Annotated in this window: 19 protein-coding genes, 1 tRNA gene and 1 pseudogene; 7 read left to right on the top strand and 14 right to left on the bottom strand. The window is 40.2% G+C overall.

Going from position 1 to position 25,684, the window contains the following annotated elements; all coding sequences use genetic code 11:
- Positions 1-66 precede the first annotated feature (66 nt).
- Positions 67-2,178 (bottom strand): NACHT domain-containing NTPase, encoded by a 2,112-nt coding sequence (locus ACEW80_RS20415; protein ID WP_373528343.1) that lies wholly within the window; start codon positions 2,176-2,178, stop codon positions 67-69.
- Positions 2,175-3,407 (bottom strand): S8 family serine peptidase, encoded by a 1,233-nt coding sequence (locus ACEW80_RS20410; protein WP_373528342.1) that lies wholly within the window; start codon positions 3,405-3,407, stop codon positions 2,175-2,177. The genes ACEW80_RS20415 and ACEW80_RS20410 overlap by 4 nt, the downstream gene beginning before the upstream one ends.
- A 92-nt stretch (positions 3,408-3,499) precedes the next feature.
- Here ACEW80_RS20410 and ACEW80_RS20405 point away from each other — a divergent pair, with 92 nt between their 5' ends.
- Positions 3,500-4,252: a thioesterase II family protein gene (locus ACEW80_RS20405; RefSeq protein ID WP_373528341.1), complete on the top strand. Its 753-nt coding sequence runs from the start codon at positions 3,500-3,502 to the stop codon at positions 4,250-4,252.
- Between the two features lie 136 nt (positions 4,253-4,388).
- Complete coding sequence (locus ACEW80_RS20400; RefSeq protein WP_373528340.1) at positions 4,389-5,555, top strand: pyridoxal phosphate-dependent aminotransferase; 1,167 nt, start codon at positions 4,389-4,391, stop codon at positions 5,553-5,555.
- 247 nt (positions 5,556-5,802) lie between these two features.
- Here the strand turns inward: ACEW80_RS20400 and ACEW80_RS20395 are convergent, their stop codons facing one another.
- Positions 5,803-6,297: a hypothetical protein gene (locus ACEW80_RS20395; protein ID WP_373528339.1), complete on the bottom strand. Its 495-nt coding sequence runs from the start codon at positions 6,295-6,297 to the stop codon at positions 5,803-5,805.
- A 711-nt stretch (positions 6,298-7,008) separates the two neighbouring features.
- Between ACEW80_RS20395 and ACEW80_RS20390 the strand changes: the two genes are divergently transcribed.
- Genes ACEW80_RS20390 through ACEW80_RS20380 form a run of 3 tightly spaced genes read left to right on the top strand, consistent with a single transcriptional unit; the run spans position 7,009 to position 9,555 of the window.
- Positions 7,009-7,488 (top strand): hypothetical protein, encoded by a 480-nt coding sequence (locus tag ACEW80_RS20390; RefSeq protein WP_373528338.1) that lies wholly within the window; start codon positions 7,009-7,011, stop codon positions 7,486-7,488.
- A gap of 3 nt (positions 7,489-7,491) precedes the next feature.
- A complete protein-coding gene (locus ACEW80_RS20385; RefSeq protein ID WP_373528337.1) occupies positions 7,492-9,255 on the top strand; it encodes a HEAT repeat domain-containing protein in 1,764 nt (587 codons plus the stop codon).
- A gap of 45 nt (positions 9,256-9,300) precedes the next feature.
- A complete protein-coding gene (locus tag ACEW80_RS20380) occupies positions 9,301-9,555 on the top strand; it encodes a hypothetical protein (protein ID WP_373528336.1) in 255 nt (84 codons plus the stop codon).
- A gap of 547 nt (positions 9,556-10,102) precedes the next feature.
- Here the strand turns inward: ACEW80_RS20380 and ACEW80_RS20375 are convergent.
- The 7 genes from ACEW80_RS20375 to ACEW80_RS20345 all read right to left on the bottom strand — a co-directional run bounded on the left by ACEW80_RS20375 (position 10,103) and on the right by ACEW80_RS20345 (position 19,469).
- Entirely contained in the window at positions 10,103-10,663 is a 561-nt protein-coding gene (locus ACEW80_RS20375) for a hypothetical protein (protein ID WP_373528335.1), read from the bottom strand.
- A 476-nt stretch (positions 10,664-11,139) separates the two neighbouring features.
- Positions 11,140-12,582, bottom strand: a complete 1,443-nt coding sequence (gltX, locus tag ACEW80_RS20370; protein ID WP_373528334.1) for a glutamate--tRNA ligase — start codon at positions 12,580-12,582, stop codon at positions 11,140-11,142.
- A gap of 215 nt (positions 12,583-12,797) precedes the next feature.
- Positions 12,798-12,871: transfer RNA gene (locus ACEW80_RS20365), tRNA-Asp, on the bottom strand.
- A gap of 137 nt (positions 12,872-13,008) precedes the next feature.
- Positions 13,009-14,562: a serine/threonine protein kinase gene (locus ACEW80_RS20360; RefSeq protein ID WP_373528333.1), complete on the bottom strand. Its 1,554-nt coding sequence runs from the start codon at positions 14,560-14,562 to the stop codon at positions 13,009-13,011.
- A 68-nt stretch (positions 14,563-14,630) separates the two neighbouring features.
- Positions 14,631-16,244, bottom strand: coding sequence for a serine/threonine protein kinase (locus ACEW80_RS20355; protein WP_373528332.1), 1,614 nt, complete (start codon positions 16,242-16,244; stop codon positions 14,631-14,633).
- Between the two features lie 325 nt (positions 16,245-16,569).
- Positions 16,570-17,754, bottom strand: coding sequence for an esterase-like activity of phytase family protein (locus tag ACEW80_RS20350; RefSeq protein ID WP_373528331.1), 1,185 nt, complete (start codon positions 17,752-17,754; stop codon positions 16,570-16,572).
- A 254-nt stretch (positions 17,755-18,008) separates the two neighbouring features.
- A complete protein-coding gene (locus tag ACEW80_RS20345; protein WP_373528330.1) occupies positions 18,009-19,469 on the bottom strand; it encodes a TM0106 family RecB-like putative nuclease in 1,461 nt (486 codons plus the stop codon).
- A 95-nt stretch (positions 19,470-19,564) separates the two neighbouring features.
- Here ACEW80_RS20345 and ACEW80_RS20340 point away from each other — a divergent pair.
- Positions 19,565-19,690 (top strand): annotated as a pseudogene (locus ACEW80_RS20340) (transposase); the annotation flags it as partial.
- Positions 19,691-19,731: 41 nt separating this feature from the next.
- Here ACEW80_RS20340 and ACEW80_RS20335 read toward each other — a convergent pair.
- Positions 19,732-20,220 carry a hypothetical protein gene (locus ACEW80_RS20335; protein WP_373528329.1) on the bottom strand — a complete coding sequence of 163 codons (489 nt, stop codon included), beginning with the start codon at positions 20,218-20,220 and terminating at the stop codon, positions 19,732-19,734.
- A gap of 163 nt (positions 20,221-20,383) precedes the next feature.
- On the opposite strand from ACEW80_RS20335, the gene ACEW80_RS20330 reads away from it, so the two are divergent.
- Positions 20,384-22,261 (top strand): protein kinase, encoded by a 1,878-nt coding sequence (locus ACEW80_RS20330; RefSeq protein WP_373528328.1) that lies wholly within the window; start codon positions 20,384-20,386, stop codon positions 22,259-22,261.
- A 93-nt stretch (positions 22,262-22,354) separates the two neighbouring features.
- On the opposite strand, the gene ACEW80_RS20325 is transcribed toward ACEW80_RS20330, so the two are convergent.
- The 3 genes from ACEW80_RS20325 to trpA all read right to left on the bottom strand — a co-directional run bounded on the left by ACEW80_RS20325 (position 22,355) and on the right by trpA (position 25,661).
- Positions 22,355-23,794, bottom strand: a complete 1,440-nt coding sequence (locus ACEW80_RS20325; protein ID WP_373528327.1) for a tetratricopeptide repeat protein — start codon at positions 23,792-23,794, stop codon at positions 22,355-22,357.
- A gap of 115 nt (positions 23,795-23,909) precedes the next feature.
- Entirely contained in the window at positions 23,910-24,590 is a 681-nt protein-coding gene (locus tag ACEW80_RS20320; RefSeq protein WP_373528326.1) for a heterocyst differentiation related protein, read from the bottom strand.
- Positions 24,591-24,833: 243 nt separating this feature from the next.
- Positions 24,834-25,661: a tryptophan synthase subunit alpha gene (gene trpA, locus ACEW80_RS20315; RefSeq protein ID WP_373528344.1), complete on the bottom strand. Its 828-nt coding sequence runs from the start codon at positions 25,659-25,661 to the stop codon at positions 24,834-24,836.
- Positions 25,662-25,684: the final 23 nt, after the last annotated feature.

Here is a 25,684-nt window from a genome sequence, read left to right as displayed (position 1 = left end):
ATTAAGTGTGAAACAACCTAGTTATGTAAAAAAAATAACTAGTCCGACGCGTTAGTGAACTAGTTTTTAAAGAAATCCTCTTCTCATGCCATGAGTATTATTACTCATCCACAAATAGTAAAAACTGCAAAAGTATAGGTTGAAGTTGAAGTTGGTGTTGGCAGCAATGCTATAAGCGATGCCGTTGGCTATAATTCCGTAGGTATAGGCATTGGCGGTAATTGTGTTGGTGTAGGCGTTGGCGATCGCAACTGCACGTTTACCCATAGGTTTAAAATCCCCTGGCGATCCAGATGTTACCTGTTCTGCCCAGTTTAATAAAGCTTGCAACTTTGAGGTATTAATATATTGTTGTGCTTTCTTTTCCATCAGCAGCAGCAAATCATCTGCACCACCGCGTATTAACCCAGCTACTAACAAAAACACCTCTTTCCAGCGTTCATCTATTAGGTGTTGACTAACTAATTTCTTAACTTGGCGGTGGTCATCAATATACTGTGCTGTTAAATATTCCTGTAACGTCAGATGAGAAAATGAATAGATATCCCTTGCCCGTTCTACTAAAATACCTTGTTGAATAGCGATCGCATTTAGAACAGCCTCAGCGTCTAAATCCTTTGGTGCATTGTCGTTCTTGTGCAGAAACTCTTTAATTTGACTCACAAGTTCTTGGTGAGATAAGAATAGCCGTTGTGATTTAAAGCTGTGATATGCAATTTCAGCTAGCATAATTTTCTCTAAATCAATGCCAAGCTGACGATAAATTGGATCGCTTTGAATACGTTTTTCAGCAGCCCATTTTTTGAGTAATATATCTAGAGCATCGCTGTAAAGCGTAGCCCGGTTTTTAGGCAAGTCTTGAGATGCGTCATATACTAAACAGAGGAAAGTTAGCAATACAGGAGTTCTAGCTAATTCTTTAGTTGATTCTTGGTTTTTGATTAACTCCCAGCACTTGGCAGCAGTTCCGGCTTGTCTATCTACCTCTGATGAAAACCAATTTTGAATAAACTGCTGAATTTGAGTGTCATCAAAATCTGCTATGGCAATTTCCATCAGACTCGTAAACTGCGATCTATATGCAGCAGTCCGACAAGAGACAATAAACCGATTATCTTTGTATTGCTCAACAAAAATTTGAATTTGACTAATTGCTAAATTGGTGTTTTCCGTTGGCACTTCATCTAAACCATCCAGCAAAATTAATAACTTGCCTTGTTGTAAAGCTTTAGTCGTAAACTCTTCAGAGAATGGTAACTGACATAACCGGAACGCTTGTCTAATTACTTCTTCAATATTGATATTGCTCTCAGTAAATAGTTTTAATTCAATAAAAACCGGAATACATTCATGTTGCAATTCACCAGCTTTGCCCTTGAGTGCTTCTAGTCCTATCTTCCGCAAAAATGTAGACTTACCTGCACCCGGTGCGCCGAGTACCATCAAATATTGTTGCTGATTGGCAACTTCAATACCCTCTTGCTTATCAGCCTTTTCAAGTTGAAACCCACGTTTTCCAGTTTCGCTGAAAAACTTCTGTAAGGCTTCAATTGATTCAAATCGCCAAATATCACTTGGCTGCAAACATTGCACAGCTATGTAAATTGAATCCAAATCTACAGGGTGTTGCATTCCCAATATTTGCAACTTGTTATGGCGCTTATGGTAGTTAATAATATATTGCTCAGATGCTTGATAAATTAATTTTGTGGTTTTCTCATCTAAAGGGCGGTCAAGTGTGTTTATATAAATATCAGCAAAATGTTTAACTGCCGCATCTGGTGCAACTTCCGGCAGGGCAATCAGCTGATCTAAAGTGACATGATTAACTCCAGATAGTGCTAATGAGCGCAAAATCGCATCAGCCGAACCTTCAACAACTACTACGCGGCTGAGTCCACCTCCAACAGGTTTCAAAGAAAGTTGCTGGAGTTCTTCGATAGTATTACCCAGCACTTCGGCAAGTTGGCTTTTGCGCTGATCAATTAATGCCTGTCGATAAGCCTCAGATGATGTGAATTGCTGAGGTTTCACCGATGAATTGCTAGCACTTAATCTGATTTGATTTTCGTCCCCCAAACTCATAATTGCCCGAATTACCTCATTCCCCTTAGCCCTCATCAAAACTTCCTGAAGCAGAGGGTCAATTTTGGCAATTTGGCTTTCGTTAAGTTTCATAGGGCTGCCGTTACCTGAATTAAACCTTTACCTTGGCGTTCCTTATCATGTCCCAAATCTTGACAACTTGTGAGCAGTCCGTCAATTAAATCTAATACCGGAATTTGCTTGTTATACTTCTCTAAGATTAACGCTGCTACACCAGAAACAATTGGGGTTGCCATTGAAGTACCGTCCCAAGCTTTATAACCGCCACCTTGAACTGATGAATAAACTCCTTCCCCAGGCGCAACTAAATAGGGAACATCATAAGAATGATTATTAACAGATATCCTGCCACTGCCGCTAAAACCGGCAACTTTACTATTAAAGTTTGTCGCACCTACTGAAACTGAACTCCGACAGTTTGCTGGTGTTCTAGTATTGTTACGTCCATCGTTACCAACAGCACAAACAGGGAGTATACCAACTGCCAGTAGATCATCAATGACATCGCTCATTTCATAAGCATAAGTAGGAAAACCAGCTGAGATATTGACAATATTCACGTCTACTCGAAGTGCTAACCAGTCCAGCCACATCACAAAGTTTGATAAGTTACCAGTACCTCTGGGGATGAGTACGCCGTCGATTAGTTTAGTTTCTGGCGCAACGCCAACCTGCTTACCAGAAATTAGTCCAGCTACGTGAGTGCCATGACCATCAGTATCTTGAGAAGTTGTTAACTGGATTTGCTTACTTCTATCATTAAAACTATAAGATTCAGTTACCTTGCCTTGCAATTCTGGGTGAGTTGAGTCGATACCTGTATCAAGAACAGCAATAGTGATGTTTTTCCCGGTGCCTGTAAATCCATTTTGACGGGCTATGTTGAGAGCGATACCTTCGGTGAGCTTCGCTAACGCATCCAAATGCCATAATTCATCTTTGGTAAGTTGATCTTTAGTATCTCTATTTCTTTGTTGTGGCTGAATCAACTCAATCGGCTGATCGGGTAAAATTAAAACATTGGGAACTTCTCGACGCATCCGTTCAGCCTCTTGTTCAGTCATTTCGACAATACTTGCCCCAGTAATCCCTGAGTAATCTGGATACTTTGATACTTCGCTTGTTTCCTTTTGTGCATCTTCTAACCAGTCTTCAATTTGTTGGTGAACTGGATCTTCCCGCCAAAAATTTACAACTTCTGCAACTTGCGCCGGACGGCTTTCGGGTGTAAATTTTCTAGATGCAAGTTTTAGCGATCGCGCTAGTGATGTTGCTTTGGGTCGAATAATATAAATACTCATCAAAGATTCCTTACTATTGCTGTCATAAGATTATTCAGTAAAGATGTTTAAAAATTCAAGCAGGATTGTGTTATCTAACCCTAAGTTTTATTATGACAACTACACCAGCCCTCAATTTTTGGGTTAACTGTCCCCAACCTAATCCTCAAGCAAAAGAGCGTTTATTCTGCTTCCCCTACGCTGGTGGTAGATCGGCGAGTTTTCGCACATGGGCTAGTAGTTTACCTAGTAATATCGAAGTCTGTGCTATAGAATATCCGGGACGAGGAAGACAGATAAAGTTAGAACCCTTCACGCGATTAGAACCTCTTGTTGAAGCGATCGCTCAAGCTTTAATATCATACCTAGACAAACCATTTGCTTTCTTTGGTTACAGTATGGGCGGATTAGTTAGCTTCGAGTTGACCCGTCTACTTCGCTCTAAGTATAGTCTTGCTCCCTTTCACCTCTTCATATCTGCTCGCCGCGCCCCACAAATCCCCTTAACAAAACCACTCCTCCACGTTCTATCAGACCGTGATTTGCTCAAGGAGTTACACAGTCTTAATGGTACACCCAGAGCAGTGCTAGAAAACCCGGAACTGATGCAGATTTTCCTCCCCATTTTGCGGGCAGATTTTGCAGTTCTAGAAACTTATATTTACACTCAAGAACAGCCACTAGAGTGTCCTATTACTGTTTTTGGTGGTTTGCAAGATAAAGAAATTAGTCATGAGGCTCTGCAAGCATGGCGAGAGCAGACGATCGCGGATTTCTCATTACAGATGTTCAACGATGACCACTTTTTTATACATTCACACCAAGAATTATTATTGAAATTTATATCTCATGTCATCTGCCCTTGATTACTTTTATGCTTAACGAGAGTCCGCTACCTACCCGGCTTCATCATAACCAGCTAAGGAATTCTAAAAAGGCAAATTTCGGTAGGGATTCTGGGATATCCTTAGATAAGTGAAAGATTTGCCAAAAAAAGTAAGAATGAAGCTGGCAGCAAGAGTAAGTCAGGTAACACCTTCATTAACCTTAGCGATCGCAGCCAAGGCTAAGGCACTGAAGGCTGAAGGAATAGATGTTTGTAGTTTTAGCGCTGGAGAACCAGATTTTGATACCCCAGCGCACATTAAAGCCGCAGCAGTCAAGGCTTTGGATGAAGGCAAAACCAAATACGGTGCAGCAGCCGGAGAACCAAAGTTAAGGGAAGCGATCGCCCATAAGCTTAAAATTGATAACGGTCTTGATTACAAATCAGAGAATGTCATCGTCACTAATGGCGGTAAGCATTCTCTGTACAATTTAATGGTGGCGCTGATCGATCCAGGTGATGAGGTAATTATCCCTGCACCCTACTGGCTAAGTTATCCCGAAATGGTGATTTTGGTCGGTGGAGTTCCGGTGATTGTGCCTACAGATGCCACCACAGGTTATAAAATTACTCCCGAACAACTCCGTAAAGCAATCACGCCGAAGACGAAGTTATTTATCCTCAACTCTCCATCTAATCCCACAGGGATGGTTTACACGCCAGAGGAAATCAAAGCACTGGCGCAGGTAGTAGTTGATGCAGATATCTTTGTCGTCTCTGATGAGATTTACGAAAAGATTCTCTACGACGGTGCAGAACATATCAGCATCGGTTCTCTAGGAAAGGAAATTTTTGACCGGACTTTGATTAGTAGTGGGTTTGCGAAAGCTTACTCCATGACTGGGTGGAGACTTGGTTATTTAGCGGGGCCAGTGGAAATTATTAAAGCAGCGAGTACCATCCAAGGGCATAGTACATCTAACGTGTGTACCTTTGCTCAATATGGGGCGATCGCGGCTTTAGAAAGTTCTCAAGATTGTGTTGAAGAAATGCGCCAAGCTTTCGCCAAACGCCGACAGGTAATGTTAGACAGACTCAACGCCATTCCCGGATTGAGTACCGCAAAACCAGATGGCGCGTTTTATCTGTTCCCTGATATCAGCAAAACCGGTCTAAAATCTCTAGAGTTTTGTGACGCTTTGCTGGAAAAACATCAAGTTGCAGTCATTCCCGGAATTGCTTTTGGCGCTGATGACAACATCCGCCTTTCCTACGCCACAGATATGACGACGATTGAAAAGGGAATGGATAGATTAGAGAAATTTGTCAAGTCGCGTATTTAGTCATTTGTCATTTGTCATTTGTCATTTGTGAGGAGAATTTAGCAACTCTCCAACTTCTTAACTCCACCTTTTCGACTCGAAGGGGTGGAGTTTATTTTAAAACCTAAAGTTCCGAGTTCTAAACCCTTTCTTGCCTACTAGACATCTCCGATAATGAATGTAGAGACGCGTTAGCGCAGCGGGACGAAGTACAATTTCGCGTCTCTACAAGGGTTCTGCATAACGCATATTTAATTTCTGGAGATGTCTACTTAACTTCTGTAATTTGTAGAGTGTAAGGGAGATACTTGCCTTTGTCGTAAGAACCAACCCAAACTTGATAAGTTCCAGCCAGCCATTCACCAATAATGCCGGCGTTTTTACCATCAAAATCGTCATTGCACCAAGTACCACCGGGTCCTTTAACAATCATGGTTGTATCTTCAGGACTTTGCACTTGCAACTTCAGGTAGTCAAATTTACTTGTTAGCGCTAATGTGTGATCTGCTGTTTCATCAACAAATCCGGTACAAGGTCCAGTGGCTGTTTCATTTCTGGCAGCTACTTGACTCCCAGATATTGAACCACCACTCATCCCGCGAACTGTCAGGGGGTCAGGAGAAAACTGGGGGCCGATAGTGACATCTCCAAATATCGTTGGCGCTTCCTGAGCATCAGCTACAGCATTAATTGTCGATGTTATGAAGAGTGTAACTATCATAAACGATAATCCAATCCCTCTATTGAGCGCTTTTTTCGGCATTGTAATTAGGTTTGCTTCTAAGTGTTTTTGAAGACATGAATTTTACAGACCAAGTTCCCAACGTGAGCAGAATTGACTACTTATTTTAGATTTTAAATTGGAGATAATTCATTAGTAATTAGTCAATGATTTCTTATTCCTATAGTTGCTATACCTGATGAATAGGGGCACACGTTTGTTTGTGCGCCCCTAAAATCTAAAATTTTTCTAAAATTCGGAAATAATCTCTAACTGGCTGCTGTTAAGAAACTTTCATGGAGCCATTTGAGCGCCCCAACATGATACTCAATATAAAATGCGAGACTGGGATATGTCCTCAAACAGTTGGTATTTGGATTTTCTTACTCCCCTAATCAAGAGTGAAGACCGTAAAGATGTAAGTCAAATATATAGCAATCTGGAATAATTCGTGATAAAATATTTGGACAAAAATCCTTGCTTTACAAGCAATTGTAGACGTTTATTATTCTCATGTCTTATTTGTGACTGCTATACTATATATGATACGGGTCTAAAAGGAAAATATTAAATTACATCGTTGTATTGCACGTCTTCACCGAAAAACCTTATGCTATTCTAAATCAGAAGAAATGCTGAGATACTAAATTAGATTATTACTTCATTATTTGAAATAAGAAAACTGTACTTACGTATTTTTATTCAGCAACGCCCAAAACTTTATTACCTTGAGAACTATAAATAAAATAAATTATGAGCGATTACGACAGACTAAATGACTTAAAAGATATTTTAGACTTACTCTACGAAAAGCTGGGGGAGTTTGAAAAAGAGTTAATGATGAATAATAGTAAACCTGCAAATTTTGAGTTAAAGCAGCGCATTAAGCGAGAGATTCTCCCTAATATTCGTAAATACGAGACAGAATACTGGGAACTTTACCCACAAGAGGCGATTATTATCTCTGATGAGGAAGCAGAAACCCAACTGGTTAAAGTAGAACAAGCAGTTGTAGCTATCGAACAAATACCTTCCATTACTTATCCTTCAGAATTAACTTCTCTCCTGCAAGAGATTCGAGACAAGTTAAAGAAACAAGATAAAGCAGCTTCAGCCAAGTTGAAGGTAGTTTTGCCGTTAATTCCTGCGATCGTATCTTACGAAATCGAGATGGAAACAGAGGGATTGATGTACAAAGCTTGGAAGAAAATTGAGAGAATAGTTCGGAGATAGGTAATGTCAGCAGATAATCGAGAACATGTCTTTTTAAGGCAACTAGAGGAAGTGAGGACTACTTGGCAAGAAAAACTTGCCGAACTAGAAAAGTCCCTTGTTTTGACTTACAGTGCAGAGGAACGATTTGCATTACCAAAGAGAATTGAAGAATGTCGGCAACAAATTGAAAGAATAGCTAAAGAAATAGAATCTTTAAAAAAAGAGAGCCAACAAAAAACTTTAGATATCTTGGATTATTTGTGTCAGAAGGTGCATGACATACCGATTGTAGACAGACCAATTGAAGTTTTTGGTGCAAGTCAAAAAACAGAGCCAATTGTCGCTGCTCACTGGCAAGAGTTGATGCGCTTTTGGATCTTTAAATTGGGTCAAAAAAACAATCAATCGGAGTATTTAGGTCTTGTGAATGCTGATGACTTGATGTTAATGCTCTTATCTTCTAATAGATCGTCGAGAGAAGCTCGTGCTTTGTCTAGTTTTGCTATGCAATGCCTTGGAACAGAGCCTGACTTGAGAGACGAGACAATTCATTCAGTAATAGATAAAGCTATAGATAACCTCGACGACCTGGATGGTTTGAACAACAAACTGAATACTTTAATGGATGAAGCATTTTATTCAGTGATGCAGTCGCGTTTTGGACAGCTATTGCATGGACGATTGTTACAAAGCTATATACAAACTCGTGATGCCCGTCGCAATAATATTGGTTGTGTCTTCTTAAATACAGCAGCAACAAACAGTGAAATCCTCAATTCAGAAAACGCTACTCAAATATTAATACCCTTTTTGGAGAACTCAATTATTTTCTGCTCGGTCGAAGAACGTGTTGACGCAGCACTGCGCTTGGTTGAAGCATTCTATCGTCCACAGGGTCAAAAGAATAGTGCAAGAATAGATTTTTTACCGGACTTACTTTTGCGTAAAGTGGTCAAAGTATTGCTTACGGCTGCTGAACAAGAGACTCAGTGTAATTATGCAGTGTCAACCACAGCTATATGGGCTCTTTTATGGTTAATCAGCGCAAAAACTTGTTATTCTTACGCAATCTATACTTTTGCTGATAAAGAACTTGATCTTTTACGGCAAGTTGTTATCAATGATAAACATGATGCTTTTGCTCGAAGTTGGTCTGCCCTTATTTTAAGTGTCTGTACCCCTGAAAAAACTATCTTTGCCCAAGCAGACTGGATTTATGAATGGGCAGTTGTGGCAGATGGAAGTAAGCCTCAAAGAAAATTACCAAAAATATCACATCTCAATCGTCCGAAAGATATTGAGGTTATGAAAAATTTAATCTTTTCAGATTTACCAATCAAAGCTAAAAGATATGTAGCTATTGCGCTTGGACGACTAGGATGCTTTCTGCCCGAAATGATAGATCCGCTCCTGCAAGTTTTTCAGGATGATATGTGCGCTAGTGATGACCGTGACGAAGCATTAGTTTATTTAGTGTTTACAGGTCATTCTCAAGCTATCTCTGCACTTATGTATGGAGTGAATCGCCTGAAGGATGATACAGATAAGTATGGCTTACCTGAACGTTGCTTTCTAGCACTTATCGGCATGGGTGATGTAGATGCGCTTAAGCAACAAATTGAACTTGGTATAAAGAATCAAATAGATGCTTTAGCTTATGCATTAGCTGGTGTTACTAATCCACAGGGACGTAAGGTTTTAGAGTCTATGAAGAATCATAGGGAAAAGGAGATTCGTAATGCTGTGATTAATGCCTTGCGTAAATTACCTCAATGGGATTCTTAGAGTTCATACTAAATTAGTCCAAACTCATCTAGTAGTGATAGTGATATGCATGAAGATAAGTTTTTTGCAGAACGCAGTCATCTTATCCATAAACTCAAAGCTAAAGATAGCACCGGTCGATGGGCATATTATTTCGTTTATATAAGACCCGCTTTAGAGCAGGAGTTCTTAAAAGCACTCGACTTAAATCAAAGCATTGATTTAGAGGATTACGGAAAGATTATTGGTTGTTGTTATGGAGAAAAACCTAATGATAAGCTTAAAGCTTTATTAAAAGAAAAATATGGGTTTGATGTTTAGAATTCGAGATAAAGAAAACATCTATAGCAATCCCAAATGAGGCATGAAAAAACACATATCCATGCAAATTAGGGAAGTCAAAAATTTGACTATCAATTGCTAATTCAAATAACCCCTTGACCGCATAGAAAGAAAGACGCTACCGCAAACGTTCGCAACGATATAAGTATTACAGCGAATTGCAATCAAACGTGCTACAGATAAAAGTACTAAAAACAATACTGAGCTTTGTTTCAGGATTCGTTTTTGTGGCGGGTTTGATCGAAAACTTTTGTAAGTCGGACATGATATTACACCAAAAAATGCACCGACTGTTAGCAATGAACTTACGGAAATCAACAGAAATTTATAGCTCAATCTACTTACTCTTGAAACCAAATTATTAGAGTAAATATAAGGATAGGGTTTTTAAGGTTATTAAAAAAATACCGAACTCTCCGTTTCAACGTGGGGAATGTAGGTTACAACTTTTGATTTCAGTTTTTTTTGGCACAGGTCTTGGTCGTAAGCCTTCATATAAATCTGATTAATACACGCATAGTATCTTTTAAGTAGATAAAGAGGTTTCATCAGTTGAATCATCTTCTTGTACATCTTCTTCAAAGACAATGCTGCTCATATCTATTCGTTTAACAGCAGATCCTATAGCTCTAATAAAACCATAATTTACACTGCCGCCAATAACTGCACCTAAAAAAGGTACAACTTTGCCTGCACTTGACGCAGATAATCTAATAAGTATTTTATTAGCAATACTGAACATTACTGATTTTGTTAGAGACGCACCAATCTCTACACCTAATGAAACTCCTACTATTTTCATAAATTGAGAAAAAGAAACTTTATATACCCCTTTTTTATGATAAATAACTCCTAATGTAACTCTAAACTGTTGAATAACGTTATTTATAACATCTACAGGAACTCCAACAATCATGGTAGAAAAACCCCCAAAACCAGTAGCTGCACCTGTTGTAGCAGCTAACAATGCACAATCAGAAATAAACCTATCAATCCCGTTTCTATCGACGCTCTCCTTTATACCTTCCTTGTTTATGTTTTCAAATACCTGCCGAAAACTGTTAACCAGTAAATCTTCTTTGTTCATACTTGTTGTGTAGTCAGTGGCGATTTAATTTTTTGTTCAAAAATTAGAATTAGTTACTCTACGTTTTTTGTCAATGCGTAAGTCTTATCTATTTATGTTAAGCAATGTAGTATCGGACTAAAGCCGTATAAAAATTGAGCTAACCAGAGAATAATAATCTTAACAACTCCCACTTCCTACTTACGTGTTACAATTTTTAATTATGCAACTTACATTTCACAGGTTTGTCAGGTAAGCAAATAATATTTTCGGCAAGGATCACCGAGAAACTGGAGAATCCAACGTCACTCATATACCATGAGTTAAAAATACCATCAATTTCCTCATTTACCTGCCGAATGTGGGATCTAATGATTATACCCTCATGCTTCTAAAATGCAGCATTTACGATTGCACCTGCGAAATGTAGGTTCTATGCTTAATAGATAGATTTTAGAGGCGCACAAATACACGCCCCTAAAATTCGGAAATAATCGCTAATTAGCTTCTGTTATGGCTTTACCCAAGCGCGACTTATCTAAACCAATCTGATTTAGTAGTAACCAAGATTGGATCAGGTCTGGGCCATGAACATCTCCAGTTAAGGCTGCTCTGAGCGATCGCATCACTAAGCCTTTTTTGACTTTTTGCTCTTTCACCACTTGTTTAATAATGTCCTGAGCGGCGGCTTCCGACAGTTGCGGCAGATTTTCTAAAGCTGTAACAATCCCCTCAAGGACAGCAGCAGAACCTTCTTGCTTAAGTTGTGTACTGGCTTCGTCGCTATATTCAATGTCAGTAAAAAACAGTTGGCTTTGATCTACTGCATCAACCAGGCGAGTCAAACTCTGGCTAATTAAAGTTACCAGTTGTTCTAACCAAGGGCGATCGCGTCCACCATCAAATTTATACCCGGCGGCTTGCCAATAGGGTATGAGTAAATCTGTGAGTTTATCTACTGGCGTATTATGGATATACTGGCTGTTCAACCAATCCAGCTTTGCCCAGTCAAACTTTGCACCTGCTTTATTTACCCGCTCAAAGCCAAATTCCTTAGCTGCTGTATCCAAGGTAAATATTTCTTGCGTGGAGTCTGGTGGCGACCAACCCAGCAATGTCATGTAATTCACCAAGCCTTCAGCAGTAAAGCCCATTTGCTGAAAGTCATAAATGGAAGTAACACCATCTCGCTTGGAAAGCTTGCGCCCTTCTATGTTCAAAATCAGCGGCGTGTGGGCAAACTCTGGAATTTTTGCACCCATTGCTTCATACAGTAAAATTTGCTTGGCAGTATTAGCGATGTGGTCTTCTCCCCGGATGACATGGGTGATTTGCATATCGATGTCATCCACTACAACGACAAAGTTGTATAAAGGTTGACCGCTACCTTCTTCTGAAGCCCGGGCGATGACCATATCACCACCTAAATCGCTACCTCGCCAAGACATCTTTCCCCTTACTAGGTCATTCCAGACAATTTCCCGCCCATCTTCAATTTTGAAACGAATCACAGAGGAGCGACCTTCTGCTTCAAGTGCGGCGCGTTGTTCTGGCGTGAGGTGACGATGACGGTTGTCATAGCGAGGAGCTTCGCCTCTAGCTTTTTGGGCTTCTCGGAGAGCCTCCAGTTCCTCGGAAGTAGTGTAGCAGCGATAGGCTAATCCTTGATCTAGCAGTTTTTGTACTGCTTCTTTGTAAAGATCCAGACGTTGGGATTGAAAAAATGGCTCTTCATCCCAGTTCAGTCCCAACCAGCGCAGTCCTTCAAGAATATTCTCGGTGTATTCGGGACGCGATCGCTCTAGGTCTGTGTCTTCAATTCGCAGGATGAACTTCCCGCCGTGGTGGCGAGCAAATAACCAGTTAAATACAGCCGTTCTAGCTGTACCAATATGTAAATTTCCGGTTGGACTCGGCGCAATTCGGACTCTGACAGTCACAGTTAATTCTCTCTTTCGCAAAGCATGATAAATGTAGCTTATATTTAAACTCCGAATCCTGGGTTAATCCCTTTGGGGAATTTAAAATCCAAAATTACAATCGCCCTAAATTTATTTATGGGTTGGTATCCTTTTATGTTTCGGTCAGGCAAATGCAAACTGAGGAGCCACAAAATAACCAATGCCCAATTTCTATATTACTCACTACTTTATAACGGGACTGACGGGGCTCGAACCCGCAACTTCCGCCGTGACAGGGCGGTGCTCTAACCAATTGAACTACAGTCCCTTGTTTGGCAACTTTGCTATTATCGCTATTTTTTTTCTACTTGTCAAGTGTTTTGGAGTTGAGAATTATTTTTGCCCTGTCTCCTCAGGGTGCGTAGTTTACCGCCGTAGGCATCGCTCCTTCGGAGAAATTTTTCGTTAAATAGACACTGATAATACAACATCAGGCTTTGATTCTAGATACTGCAATATTCGGGATTGCATTTGTTTATACTGCTGCTTTAATAGCTCTTTACTCAACTGGGCTTGAAAAGTAGGTGGTAGACTCTGACTCTGTTCCACCCAGGTTTTCAACATTTGCCGCTGAGTTGGCTCAATGCGACTGCTGAGAACGTTGGTGCAGGAATGCGGCGCTTCTAGGGGAAAGAAAATCAAAGGGTAGCGTTCATTTTCAGCCAGGAAACTTACTAACCGATGATTTTGGAGATTTTGCATATCTAAGTAGCAGGGTAGCCACTTAAGAGCTAATTCTCGATTGTATAATATAGTCACCCACAACAGCATTGGGTGAGGGGATGTCATAAAGATAAACTGGTTGTAATTGGTAGAAAGGGCATAGTTTTTGATTTCTTGTTTAGGCAACATTAAACATAGTCCTGTCATAGATCCTTGTGCAGTATCTAGAAGCTGAGGAAAAACAATTTCTTGAATTGGTTTATTCTGAGGCCACAAAAGTTGCTGGCAGCTTTGTTCTACTGTGATTGGTAATCCAGAATCTAAGGGATAGCTAAGGATGGGGCTAGAGGCTAAAGTTGTAGGGAAATTTGGAAAACTAGACTCTTCTAAACTGTTTAGAACTTGCAGAATTTGAGCGATATTTTGTGGGCGATCGCTTGCTTTTTTAGCAAGACAAGCCATAATTAAATTATTTAGTTTCTCAGGTAGTTTCAGAGTCGGTTTAACGTCTGCGATCGTTTTTGGTGCTTCAAAGTGATGTGCTTTATACCAAGCACCAAAGTAATCCGTTTCTGGTTGCCACGGTTTTTCGCCTGTAAGCATCTCAAACATCATCACACCCAGGCTATAAATATCAGAGCGATTATCTAATTTTTCTCCATCTAGTTGTTCTGGAGAACAATAGGGTAAAGTGCCATTAAATCCCCTGCTTGTACTAGCTGTTGATGTATTATTCAAAAATCTAGCAATTCCAAAATCGAGAATTTTCACTAACTGACCCAATATCGGATCAGGAATAACTAATATATTAGCAGGCTTAATATCTCTATGAACTAACGGACAAATTTGGCCGTCAATGTTAATGCCTTGATGAGCGCACTGTAAGCCCAAACAAATTTGGCGCGAGAGAGTCAAAAACATCGGTACTGGCAGTGGAATTAAATCCTTTAAACCTTTGCCACATAGATATTCCATGACGTAGTATGGTTTTCCTTTTTCACTCACGCCATAATCATATGCCCGTACTATATGTACGCTCTTTTGACTCAAAGCTGCACTCATTAGAGCTTCACGCGCAAAGTCTTGTTGCATCTTGTTATCGACAACAGTCTGAGTCAAAAACTTCACAGCAACTGGTATACCTCCTAACAAAATATCATTTGCTAAAAAAACTTCACCCATTCCACCGCTGCCAATTAATTGCTTGAGTTGATAACGATTGGCAAGCAAGCCCTTACTACTAGGAGATATAAATGGGTGTTGATTCACTTTAATCACCTTTGCTGCTGAGTCCATTTAAAGTTAACGATATACCCATAAAAATATCATTAGTTAATAGTGACAATAATTTGAATTGCCAGATATCAATGATGTGATAAAGTTTTAAAAAAAATCTCCCAAAATTTAGCTATCCAATTTTTTAAACCTTCTTTATCAGTTTTTTGCTCCACGGCTAACCCTCGTAATATATCCAATTTAAGTTCTTCGTATTCTATTTTTAAAATATTTTTAGCTTGGTTAGGCAAAATTGATTCATTTGGTTGTTGAGTGATATCCAACCAATCTATAAGTTGCTGGCGCTGATTAGCTGTGAGACTTAAAGTTGTTACATGGGAGCAAATGTTTGGAGCTTCTAAGGTAAAAAATAGTAGATGATAGTAGCCTACTTCTGCCAAACTACGTGCTATTTTATGCCCTTTATGATCTTTTAAATCCAGAAAGCAAGGTAGCCACTTAGTCAAAGAATTTTGGGCATCGTATAGCACTGTTATCCACAATAGCATTGGGTAAAGATTCATTTGGCTAATAAATTTAGTGCTATGAATTTTGCCCAAAAATTTTGCAATTTCTTGTTTTGGCAACATTGCCCAAAAAGTTGGTATAGACTTTTGGGGAGTATGTAGTAAATGGGGAAATCCAATTGGCGCGATTGGTTTATTTGTAGGCCAACTTTTCTGAAAACACTCTTTTTCTGATAATAATGTTGCAGGTACTAATTGAATTGGAGATGAGAGGTTAATAATGTCGTTGCTATTGCTAAGACTAAGCTGAACATTAACTTTTTCTAAATCTTCTAATATTTGGTTGATATTTTGGGGGCGATCGCTTACTTCTTTTGCTAAACAACTCGTCAATATTTTTTGCAATAATTGGGGTATTTTAAGTTGCGGATTTACCTCCTCAACTGTAGGTGGAATTTGAAAGCGATGTGCTTGATACCAACTACCAAAGGAGTTACTTTTTATCTGAAATGGATGTTTCCCTGTCAGCATCTCAAACATTAGTACTCCCAAACTGTAGATATCAGAACGCACATCTAGTAGTTTGCGTCCTTCCATATGTTCTGGAGAACAGTAAGGCAAACTGCCGATAAAAGAATCTGTTAGGGTCATCCCACTTCGCTCTGTTAAAAACTTGGCAATGCCAAAATCGAGTATTTTGACAATTTCTCCTTGTTTGCTATCTTCACTAATAAATATATTTTCTGGTTTCATATCCCTGTGAACAATAGGATAAATCTCTCCTTTGAGGCTGATACCTTGGTGGGCGCATTGTAAGCCTAAACAAATTTGATTACAAATCTCTAAAAACTTTGGTATTGTTAAAGGCTGAATTTTAAGAATCTGTTTGAGATTTTTACCTTGGAGGTATTCCATAATATAAAAAGGAATTTTTTCCTCAGTAACTCCGTAACTGAAGATGCGAACAATATGTTTACTTTTGCGACCTAATTGAGCGCCAATAAAAATCTCTCTGGCAAAGCGTTGAGACATTTGCTGGTTCGCCAAACTGAGTGATAAAATTTTGATTGCGATCGGCATACCACCTTTAGCAGTATCTTCTGCTAAGTAAACTCGACCCATCCCGCCTTTGCCAATCAAATCTCTGATTAAATAGCGATCGTTTAGAAATTGTCCAATGTAATCGTCTAGTTCTACCTTTTGCCCTACCATCTTCTCAATTTTATTTTGTGTCATAAAAATCATTTATGAAAAATAGTGCTGGCAAAATACTTTAATAAGTCTAGCTAATTATTAATTTTTAAATCTCAGTAAATATCAGAGTTTCTACATAAATAATCATGTAATCTAAAAAACAAAGTTCATTGTCATAACCATAAATCATCTATCTGCAAAAGCTTTTAAACATTGTGTAACATATTTATTCAGGAAAACGGTTGAGAAATTACACTGAAACTACAAATAGGCTAGATAAATTTACTTGAACGAGTCCGTGAATACACAGGAGCAAGCTACAAAGAAGTAACTAATAGTAAAGAAAATTACCTTAATCTCTGTACAGTTAACGGTTGAGATTTGGAAGTAGCCGACGTAATAATCTAATTAGCGGAGTTTCAATTTTAATTTTAAAGGCTAGTATCTGGTTGCGTTGCAGGGAGTTAAAATTGTTATCACTAACAAGAATTAATGATTGCTGACCATCGGGTAGTTTTGGGCCAAAAGTTAAGCCTTCAATGTTGTCTAGCAGTACATCTAGGTTTCTCAAATCTAACAGCAGTTTTTTCTGAACTGGTTTAATATTCTTGGAGTCAACTGCTAAGAGACTATCAATATTATAAATATTATCAGCTCCTTCTAAAGAAACCTGAAACAAGGAAATAGCAAATCCTAAACCAGTAAAAGACCGTTCTAAACTTAGGAAGTGTCCTTGATTATCGAGAGCAAGTAAATCGGGTAATCCACTAGCGAATTTACCAGTCAGATTCAAAAATGGTGTAACTGGTTCAGTTTGGTAAAGAAACTCCTTTTCTGGCTGGTTATTAAACAAGTTGTATTGCAAAATGCGGCAAGGAGTACCGATGTTAGCTTTAGCTGCGACACCATCTTGAATTAGAGCATTTTCGGTGGCTGTGAATATATGCTTTTTATCGGGTGTGATGGTGAGGCTTTCAAAAGCTAAATTGTTGCGGATACCTTCTTCACTACTTTTGTGTGGCAAAAATTTGTTTGGTATGGGAAGCGTTGCAATTTCCCTGCCAGAAGATAGCGAAAACTCTTTAATAAAAGGATTAATTAATTTTTCAGCATTGCCTTCAGAAGAAATAAATACAGTTGCTTTATTAGTTAACGCAATACCTTCTGTATCACTTTCACCAGTGCGAAATGTTTGATCATTTTCATTTAACAATGTGGTAACACTGACAGGAACAACTCCACTTTTGTTTAGGGAACCCTTGCTCAAGTCGATTTTCAAGGTGTAGAAACGGGCGGCAGCTTTTTGTCCCCGATCATCAGAAATAGCATAATAAAGGTTCTTTTTTGGATCATAGGTAATTCCAGATAAACCTCCAACTTCAGTTTTTTTGAAGATTAAACCTTTCGGTAAAGTGGCTTCACCGATAAACTCTATGCTACTGACCTCAACAGCGCTTGACGGTAAGTTTGTGAAGAAAAAACTGATAATTAAAATCGAGATGAAAAAGTAAATAATTCGCAGGGATGTGAAGAGTTTTTTAATTAGCTGCATAGAATTTTTTTTAAAGTATAAAAACTACAAATAAGATATCACGCTGAAGGATGCAATACAGCGTTTCCTAATCACATGAGGTACCTCATAGCCCCCTCTCGAAGAGCGGAGAGGGGGTTGGGGGTGGGGTTCTTGTACCTCACTCAACTGAGAACCGCTATATGCGTTAGGGGTGCACATCTTGCACATCTGTGCGCCGCTACAAATAATATGTATTCCAAGCAATTGCAAACCTTTAAAAAATACGAAATTACTTAAGCTAGTCGCAAATTATATTCATCCTGGAAAAACTTAACGAGCCAGTCTTTCACTCTGCGGGTAGCGCGGCAATCATCTTCGTTGTAGCTTTGGATAATTTCTAGTAAGGCGCGATCGCCTGTTTCTAACCACTGATCATACCAGTAAATACACTTGGCACCACTAGCTTCTTTTTCGCGCCACTCAAATCCTAACCAACGAGCGATCGCTTTCAGGGCATAACTTTCTACAGGCAATGCTACACTTTGGGTTAATTGTTCATACACATCCACAAACCGATTCAGTACAGGACGCACTGAGGCGTAGGGAGTGCTGTAAAGCTTTGCTAGCCGTTTGACTGTATCAAACTCGTAGACACAAAAATGATAAATTGGCGCTTCGGGATATCGCCAAACCAAATCCAAAAATTGCTGCCAAACTAATTCTTCGTCTTCTGGTTTGTCTGCTAAAAACGAATAAAACTGTTCTGTATTGGCAAGTCTATCAACGACTAAAACACCCAAAAGATAATTTAAATCTAAGTCTGGTTGTGCCTCAATATCAAAGTAAAGCTCTATGGGCGCTGTAAATGTAACCTCTTTTATTGGTAGCGGATAGGGTAAAATAAGTGGTCGTTTTTCTAATGCAGATTGAGCTTGCACTACTAGTTTAGGCGCTACTTCCCGATCAAAACCAAGTAGGTTTTCTAAGCTGCTAGGACTGGTGTTAGCGAGAGATTCCAGTGTGGTGATAGCTAAAGCTTGGAGTTGAGTGTAGCGAATGGGTGTTACACCTGGTAACAGTGAGAGATGCTTTTCTGATTGGGCGATCGCATAACATTGACTATACCAATGGCAAAGATTACACTTTTGCCGAGCAATAAACACCTCTGGCGGATTTGGTAACTCTAAAACTTGAATAAACTCCTCTAAAATCTGCTGCATCTGTGGTGTCCATTTGAACAAATCCACCGCATAGCTTCTGTCTTTGGTTCGCAATATGAGTGAAGCTGTTTCAGGTGCAACTCCCTGCACTGTTCCCAACACTTGGGCGTGAAATGCAGCGACAACTTGATATTCTTGCTTAGGACGCTTACCGAGTTCAATATTAGCCGGGACGTACAGCCAATCTCCAAAATCGGATTGTCCTGGTTGTTTCACAAGTAAATCTGGACGACTTAGCAGGGTGTATGCTTCAGAATAAGTTGCTGACAGTACTCCCTTATAGATATACTCAACCCCACGTTGCATCAATTCTAAAGTTGCCTTCTCTCCCTTTTCCCAATTTCCATAAGAATAATCTGGTTGGTGATAAGTCACCTGTGCCAAAGCACTCAGTTGATGGGCGCTTTTGTCCTGTTGCAGTTTCCGCAGCAACTCATTAGGAGCATCACGCTGACTTTTGTCACCGTGGATATCTAGAAAAGGTCGGCGTTTACAGCGTTGGTATTGTAGTAGGAGTTCAGCATTAATTAGCATCCTTTTAAGTTAACAAGAATTAGGACACTCTGGGAGTAACTCAGACAACTACAACTAATAATAGAGTGGGAGAATGATAAAGATGGGGAAGCAGGGAGCGCACTTTTGGTTGGCTGATGGGGTATCGGCGATTGGTTCGAGATTATGAGTTATTGCCCGAAACATCGGAGACGTTTATTTACCCTACCATGATCCGGATCATGGTGAGGCGACTGGCATAAAATTTGACCTCTCAAAACTTTTCAAACAGCCTCTAAGGGCTTCAACTCTCTGGTAAACTAGCGAACGCCAGTTCAACTAACTCCTTTGTTTTAGCATCCAAACGCAACCAATCCACTTCTCCCAGTTCATCAATTAAACTAGTATCAGTATCAGCAGCTTCCCTCTCTGGACTGTATTCTATAAAGCACACTCGATAACACAGTTCCCACAAATCGATACTTGCTTGTTGCTGTTGACGCTCCAAACGTAGATGATATCCTGGATGGGGCATCGGCAGACGAGCCAAACTCTCTCTGATTTCATCTGCTTCTTCGGGTGTTGCAGTTTCCATTGCTTGCAACAGCTCAGTCACCAATGCTTTGATTTCATTAGTGGTGCTAGGCGGCCAAATCAATACATCGTGGTAAGTTCCCGTCCAGGAAGATTCATCAAGCAACTTGCGGATATTGTCAATAACGCGAATGAAAGCAGGTTGCATGAGGATTTCAGCCTGCTGCCATGCAACTGAGTTGGTTATTTTAGGTGGCATTGGTAGTAAACAGGGACACTAAAAGAAAAATAAATAGTCTGTGTTTATTAAAAAGCTGCGTTTTTAATCTAAATCTTTTCTCAAGATAGCGGATTTCATTGAAGAAAATTTGGAGATATTTATTACCAGCTGAAAAATTAGGTAATAACTCTGGGGAGGAAATATGATAGGCAAGCTACTAGACCATCGTTACCAAGTAATTCGAGTCCTCGCAATGGGAGGATTTGGTCAAACCTACATTGCCCAAGATACTAGGCGACCAGGCAATCCCATCTGTGTTGTCAAGCACCTCAAACCCGGAACTGACCCCAGAGTTTTTGATACTGCTAAACGCCTGTTCAACAGCGAAGCCGAAACCTTAGAAAAACTGGGCAACTATGACCAAATACCCAGGCTGCTAGCGTACTTTGACGAAAACCAAGAATTTTATTTAGTACAAGAATATATTGAAGGACATACCCTAGCTGAAGAACTTATACCTGGTAAGCGCTGGAGTGAAAGCCAAGTAATTCAATTATTGCAGGAAGTTCTAGAAATTCTCGAATTTGTTCATCGCCAAGGTGTGATTCACCGTGACATCAAACCGGATAATATCATCCGTCGCGCCTCAGATAATAAGTTAGTTTTAGTGGACTTTGGGGCAGTCAAGCAACTGCGTACACAGATGGTAACAGTTGGCGGACAACCCTATGCCACAGTAATTATCGGCACTCCTGGCTATATGCCCACAGAACAAGGGCAAGGTAAACCCCGCCCCAATAGTGATATCTATTCCCTCGGCATCATCGCCATTCAAGCATTAACTGGACTCTCGGCAACAGAATTGCAAGAAGACCCGGAAACGGGCGAAATCATCTGGCAGCACTCAGTAACCGTAAACTACCAACTGGCGGCAGTGTTGTCCAAGATGGTACATTATCACTTCAAAGACCGCTACCAAAATGCCACGGAAGCACTGCAAGCGTGTAAAGACGCAATTAATCCTGTACCAGCACCTTTCAAACCGCAAGAAGCAGCCAAATCCCAGCCTCAAGTATCTCGGCTGCAAACGGTTGCAGTTGCACCAGCAAATCCTGTCAAACCTGTCCGTAAAGACTCTAGTAAATCCGACCCATGGCCGATATTAATTGGCATATTATTGGCAGGTGGTACGGCTGCCTTGGTAGCAAATGTATATCCAAATGTGAAAAATTTAGCTCTTAATCTTACAGGTAACGATACCGCCTTAGCAAACAAATGCTCGGCTGTTGTCGTCGGAAATTCTAATATCCGTTCTGAACCTAGTTCGATAAATTCTGATAATGTTTTGCAAACTGTTGCTGATAACACCAATTTTGAGGTAACAGGCAAGCGGACAAAACGAGGTTGGATAGAAGTTAAACTTAACTCTAAACGTTTGGCTTGGGCACACTCGGATGTGATAGCAAATAAAGATCAATGGGCTTCTTGTCTGCGCGAAAAGGGGATTGCAACTAAGATTGTAGATGATAGTAGCCTAATTGCGACTCGACCGATTCCCCAGCCAAAACCAAAAGCGAGGAATGTAGTAACTCCATTACCAGAAAATTCCGATGCTGAGAAATTAGAACGATCGCAACCTAATGATAACAGTGCCAATATTATAGAACAAGCAAGACAGAAGTATGAATCAGGAGATATACTTGGTGCGATCGCACTTTTGAGATCGATTCCAGAAAATGCGGCTTCTAGTATCCAAGAGACGGGCAAAGTAATTGCCCAGTGGCAAGAAGATTGGGCGAAAGCGGAAGCATTATCTAATGAAATCAATAAAGCAATAGATGATGGTAAATGGGATAAAGTTTTAGATTATAGAAACCATCCAGAAAAGTTGCCTAATACTAAATATTGGCGAAACAGAATAGAACCATTATTTAAACAAGCAGCCGAAAATCTGGCAAAACAGGCACTGCCTAAAGTAGACACTCAAGGTAATCAGAAAAATACCCAACAGAAACTTACTAACCCTGCTGGAATAACAGAGAGTCCAAGTAATACACAAACTCCTGAAGGCGGTTTGTGAGATTAAAGTTTGTTAATTATAATGTTTCAGATTTATTGGTAATAGGTAATGATCATCTTATTACCTTTACCTATCGGTGTTGAACTAATTTTTTTAGTAATCCGTATTTTCAGCAATTTTAAGGGCTTGTGCTAATAATTGCTTACTTTTATCTTTTTGTTGTATTTTTGTGTACCCAATAGCGATCGCAGTTATCACCTCAACTTTATGATCACGGAAATGCAATTTCATAGTTTTAGCAACTTCAAGTGCTTGGGATAATACCTGCTCTGCTTTAGCAGATGGTTCTGCTTTAGTAGCTTGCTCAACAATTTTAGCCAAAACCAAGTCGCCGTTAGGATTAAACAAAATAGTCTCAGCCTTCTCTTTAAGTACATCCTCTTTAAGTACTTGAAAAGCTTGCTCGTATTGACTCTTTTTTGCGTACTCAACAGCAACTACACCCAACGCTTCTCTTTGCGTGTCAGAGCGCTTTATTTCCCGGATCACTTGAAAGGCTTGCTCATATCGCCCTGCTGCTGCACACATCTTAGCAATTTCGGCAAACACTTCTGAGGTTTTAGCATTAATTGAATCAAAAGGATCTTTATAAGAACGAAGGTAATCCTTTATCAATTTGGTAGTCTCAATAGCTTGGTTGAATTGCCCCAGTTTTGCATAACCAATAGCAATATCAGCTAAATCAAGATATTTTGTTCCAGCATCTTTTTTCTTTTTAACACTTTGAAAGGCTTGGGCTAACAACTGCTCTCCCTTAGCCTGTTGTCCAACTTGTGCATACTTAACAGCCACTTTAGCGATATAGTATGGATATTTTCCTGCATTTTGTAAGACTTGTGCTAGCACTTGCAATGCCTTTGCTTTTTGTCCAACTTGTGCATATTTGAGTGCGATTTCAGCCATCTCATCACTGGTTTTAGCTTTTTGAAGTGCTTGTACTAATATCTGTTGTGCTTGAGCCTTTTGTCCTGCTTGTGCATACTTAAGTGCAACTTCAGACATTACTATAGATTGAGAAGCTATATATGGAGAAGTAATGCTATTTTCTTGACTGGAAAATACATGACCATTTGGTATTAATTTGGCAATCTGAAGAGCTTTTTCGTATTGCCCCACTTCCAACATGGGAGTAGTAATACGCTTCAAGATATAGTCTTTGTCTCTTGAATCGTCTACTTTAAGAGATTTTGCTAGTTGAAGTCCTTTGTCGTATAGTCCCATTTCTACGTAAGTAATTCCCAACTGCTCTAACAATTTGCCTGTAATGTAAATAGACTCACTTGTTTTAATAGACTCATTGATTTTGATAGTTTGAATAGCTGGGGCTAATAACTTCGAGGCTTTATCCTGTTGTCCTAATTTTGCATATCCGACAGCAATTTTAGCTAAAAGTTCTGCCTGGACTGGCTGCTTACCATTATTTTTCTCATAAATGGCAACCTTATCCACAGGTTGACAAGCTGCACAGACTGTGATTAGTAATGCTGCGTTAGCGCAGATCGTCAAAGACATCGCCAGTTTTTTGAGTTTCATCCGCTTTTTGAGCTTGATTAATCACTCATGTACAAAAAAAGCATCTAGGCAGTATTTTAACAGTGTTACCCCGTATATCTCTTACCTAGATGCTTTGTCGGATATTTATTTGTTATTACTGCATTTCGTCGTATTCTGGGGCTTCAACTCGTCTTGCTTCCATCCGTGAAGCGGGTAAAAACTCAGCGCGACGGACTGGAACCAAGGATGGCGTATTTCCTTGGTAGGGGTGAATCACTTGTACAGTACGGGCTGGACGCTGCCGTGGCGAGAACAAAGCCAATACCCCAGCGACGACAACCCCACCACCAATAGTCAGAGTTGCGCCTCCCACAGCCCAAAGCATGGGTGAAGACCACCAAGAAGGATTTTGCGGCTGGAATGCTGCTGCTTTTTGTTGGTTATTTTGCTGAGCTGACAGCCACTGCTGCTGAGTATTGAAATTTTGGACTTGACCTTGGATTTGTTGATTTTGCAGCTTCAGCTGTTCCTTCAGCTGTTCATTGTCATTTTTTAAACGCTCTAGCTGCATCTGCGTATTGAACTTCTCCATCTCTAGGCGCTGGTCGGTATTGGGAGCAACTGGCGGCTGAACCTGACCGGGATACATTGGTTGCCCATAAGGGTTGTAAGGAGAATACATTTGTGGCTGTACTCCCGGCGCGACTACAGTCCCCGGCATTTGCGGAGCCACAGCGAAGTTAGATTGTAGGGGGGTATTTGTTCCTTTGAGCAATACGAGAGCCGCCAGCCCAGCTACAGCAACCCCGCCGATAAATGCCATACTCTCACTCATCGCCTTTGCTCCTCAATTGCGACGTAACTATAACGATTTGTGACTGACTCACTCTCACACTCATACTCACTATACTTTTGCCTACTTGACTTCACATAATACTCAAAATATAAGCGACCGGATTAGCTAGTTTTTTTACATCCTGATATCTGATGTTAATATTCAAGACCATAATGGTCAAATTGTCTACTAAACAAGGATAAAAAACTACACTGTTATACTTTTTTAATCTACTTTCTCTGTTTAATCAAGAGGAGTATTTGTGCTGGTGTTGTTGGTGTTGATGGCTGCCTTGAGACTTTGGCAAAATTCGGCGATCGCATTTAGTCCCTGCTCTGGTGTACCTTGGGCTAACCGTTTCACAAAAGCGCTGCCTACGATCGCGGCATCTGCGCCCCATTCCCTGACCTGACGCGCTTGTGCAGCTTCGGAGATGCCAAAGCCTACACCAATGGGTTTATCAGTAACACCACGAATTTGTTTGAGTAAATCTGACACTCGGACTTCCAGTTGCGATCGCATCCCTGTAACCCCTGTGACACTAACTAAATAAATAAATCCTTGGGAGGAGGTAGCGATCGCTTTTATCCGTTCGGCGGAACTGGTGGGAGCAACCAACAAAGTTACATCAATTCCCATCTCCTTAGCTGGTTTGAGCAACCCTGCTGCTTCTTCCAAGGGCAAATCTGGTACTACCAATCCCGCTACCCCAGCCGCAGCAATTGCAGAGAGAAATTTTTCAATGCCACGGTGCAAAATTGGGTTGTAGTAAGTAAACAAGATAATGGGCGATCGCAATTTGGGAGTAATCCCTTGCAGCATTTCTAGCACCTGCTCTAATTTCGTTCCCCTTTGCAAGGCGCGGGTAGCTGCTGCTTGAATTACTGGCCCATCCGCCAGAGGATCGGAGTAGGGTATGCCCAGTTCAATAATGTCGGCTCCACTACGATCTAGAACCTGCAAAGCTTTTGCTGTTGTTTCTAAATCTGGATCGCCAGCAGTGATAAACGGAATTAGAGCGCACTGGCGATCGCGCCCAAGAGTTTCAAAGCAATCAGAAATAGCAGTCATTTTAGTCAATGTATCAAAAATCA

The sequence above is a fragment of the Nostoc sp. genome (genome assembly GCF_041747015.1).
Taxonomy (GTDB): Bacteria; Cyanobacteriota; Cyanobacteriia; order Cyanobacteriales; family Nostocaceae; genus Nostoc.
Note: the sequence above shows the minus strand (reverse complement) of the source record. Positions and strands in the feature narration are given on the sequence as shown.